3 protein-coding genes are annotated in these 2,696 nt (G+C 52.0%); 1 reads left to right on the forward strand and 2 read right to left on the reverse strand.

Annotated elements, in window-relative coordinates; translation table 11 throughout:
• On the forward strand, positions 1 to 190 hold a 190-nt coding region (locus AC1DUA_RS32855; RefSeq protein WP_477503728.1), incomplete at its 5' end, for a hypothetical protein.
• Between the two features lie 729 nt (positions 191 to 919).
• Here AC1DUA_RS32855 and AC1DUA_RS32860 read toward each other — a convergent pair.
• Both AC1DUA_RS32860 and AC1DUA_RS32865 read right to left on the reverse strand, forming a co-directional pair.
• A complete protein-coding gene (locus tag AC1DUA_RS32860) occupies positions 920 to 1,891 on the reverse strand; it encodes a CapA family protein (RefSeq protein WP_477503729.1) in 972 nt (323 codons plus the stop codon).
• A 110-nt stretch (positions 1,892 to 2,001) separates the two neighbouring features.
• A partial coding sequence (locus tag AC1DUA_RS32865; protein WP_477503730.1) for an alkaline phosphatase family protein occupies positions 2,002 to 2,696 on the reverse strand: 695 nt, incomplete at its 5' end.

Below are 2,696 nucleotides of genomic sequence, written 5' to 3' on the forward strand. Positions count from 1 at the left end.
TTCAGCCTGCGTTAGCGATGATAATCAGCGTTACAGCAGGGATTCGTGGAGACGATGGGGCATCGCCTCGTCGTTAAGCTTGTTTTTCGACGCTTGCGACGACTTTCGGAGCGTTCAGCCTGCGTTAGCGATGATAATCAGCGTTACAGCAGGGATTCATGGAGACGATGGCGCATCGCCTCGTCGTTAAGCTTGTTTTTCGACGCTAGAGGCAACTTTCGGAGCGTTCAGCCTACGTTAGCGATGATAATCAGCGTTACAGCAGGGATTCATGGACGCGATGGGCATCGCCTCGTCGTTAAGCTTGTTTTTCGACGCTCGCGACGACTTTCGGAGCGTCCAGCCTACGTTAGCGTTGATAATCAGCGTTACARCRGGGATTCGKGGAGACGATGGGGCATCGCCTCGTCGTTWAGCTTGTTTTACGACGCTAGCGAAGACTTTCGGTGCGTTCAGCCTGCGTTAGCGATGATAATCAACGTTACAGCAGGGATTCATGGAGACGATGGGGCATCGCCTCGTCGTTAAGCTTGTTTTTCGACGCTAGCTACGACTTTCGGAGCGTTCAGCTTGCGTTAGCAATGATAATCAGCGTTACAGCAGGGATTCGTGGAGACGATGGGGCATCGCCTCGTCGTTAAGCTTGTTTTTTGACGCTTGCGACGACTTTCGGAGCGTTCAGCCTGCGTTAGCGATGATAATCAGCGTTACAGCAGGGATTCGTGGAGACGATGTGGCATCGCCTCGTCGTTAAGCTTGTTCTATGACGCTTGCAACGACTTTCGGAGCGTTCAGCATACGTTAGCGATGATAATCAGCGTTACAGCAGGGATTCGCAGAGACGATGGGGCATCGCCTCGTCGTTAAGCTTGTTCTACGACGCTAGCGATGACTTTCGGAACGCACTCCCCGCCCCGTATCACCTCTCCGGAACAACGGCATACACCGTCGTCTCCCCTTTGCTACGCTCCACAATCGTAGGGATTTGCTCAACGTCGCTGATATCCGTTCGACCATTGTCAAGCTTCGTCAAGGTGAGCGACAGGATCATGCCCCGAACTGTGTTCGTCCCTTTCGTCAGCTTCGCTGATACGAAATTCCCCAAGGAAGAAGCCGCGACGCGAGTCCGCTCTACGCCGTATTTATCTTTAGTCACCGACTGAGTGACCGGGTGAAGCACATGCGGATGCGCCCCTAAGACCACGTTCACACCTTGCCTGAACAGGAACTCCATCCACTTTTTCTGACTATTATCCGGGTAGTTCCTATACTCTTTGCCGAAATGAAGACATGCTATGATAACGTCTGCCTTGTCCTTCATTTCCCGAATATCCGCTGCCATCTGATTCGCATGGAACCGATTAACAAGCCACCTCTTCGGTACTGGAATGGCATTTATTTTCTCGGTATAGGCCACTATGCCGATGCGTACACCTTTCACATCCACGATCAGCGGCCCTTTTGCTTCTTTAACAGAACGTGCGGTTCCGGTATGTTGAAGTTTATGCGCGTCCAAAACCTGCAAGGTTCGTTTCACCCCACTGCGCCCACCGTCCATACAATGGTTGTTGGCTGTTGTAAGGACATGGAAACCTGCCTTTTTCAGCGAACCTGCCAGCTCATCCGGGCAATTGAAGACAGGAAGTCCCGTTCTTGGATTTCTGCGCTCTCTTGGGCAGTTGCATTTGGGGCGGATGCCGGGGGAGCCCAGCAATCTTTTGCCGGAGAAGGTCGTTTCCAAATTACCCAATGCCAAATCATGAGCTTTTAAAATAGAGGCAACCTCTTCGAAAAGAGGATCAAACGCATGCCCTTCCGGCCTTTTGGCTGCGGTAATAATTTCACTTTTCATCAATAGATCTCCGACAGCGGCAATCGTAACTTGGATCAACGCCCTCACTCCTCTCTTGAGCACAATATTCAAAAAAAGGAGAGGATGCTTGTAAAATAGGCAGCTATAAAAGAAAAAGACAGCTCGATGGTCATCGAACTGTCCCAATCCTAACCCAACAATCCCGCCGGCAGCTTGGCATCCCAACCTCTAGGGATTGGCAGGCCAAGCGCATGAAGCGCGACCGCCGCTGTGTCCATAATCGACAGACCCACCAAGTTGGCCTCCGGATTAATACCAGGACCTCGGCAGCCCCAGAAAATGGTCATATCCCGCGGCGCATCGCTCCCATGATTGAAAGCGTCCACACCACCGCCGCCGTGGTCCGTTGTGATGATCAGCAGGCTGTCTTCCAGCATTCCCGCTTCCAGCAGAGCTTTGCTGATCTCGCCGATCTGTTTGTCAGCGCGAGTGATGGCCTTCAAATATTCCGCGGACCCTTCCCCATACCCATGGCGATGGCCGGCGGCATCCACATCATCCAATTGAACGAACAAGAGCTCAAGCCCCGGATTCGAACGAAGGTACGCCCCGATGGCAKGGATGAGCTCTTCATCCGATGCGGCATATTTATTCATGCCATCAATCTCTTCAATGATGCCGGTAATAATGGGTAGCCAGGAGACGAATGCTGCCATCGTACTGTCAGGTCTCGATTTTCGCAATAACCGGAAAATAGATGGGGACGACGAATCCGCCGGAAAGCTTCGATTTTTTTGAATATGCACATGAGACTCATGCCGTTGCGGCGCTACACCATGCAAAAGAGATCCCCAACATTCTCCGCTATTGGAAGGATAGACCG

The sequence above is a fragment of the Paenibacillus sp. 01T422 genome, from assembly GCF_056398785.1.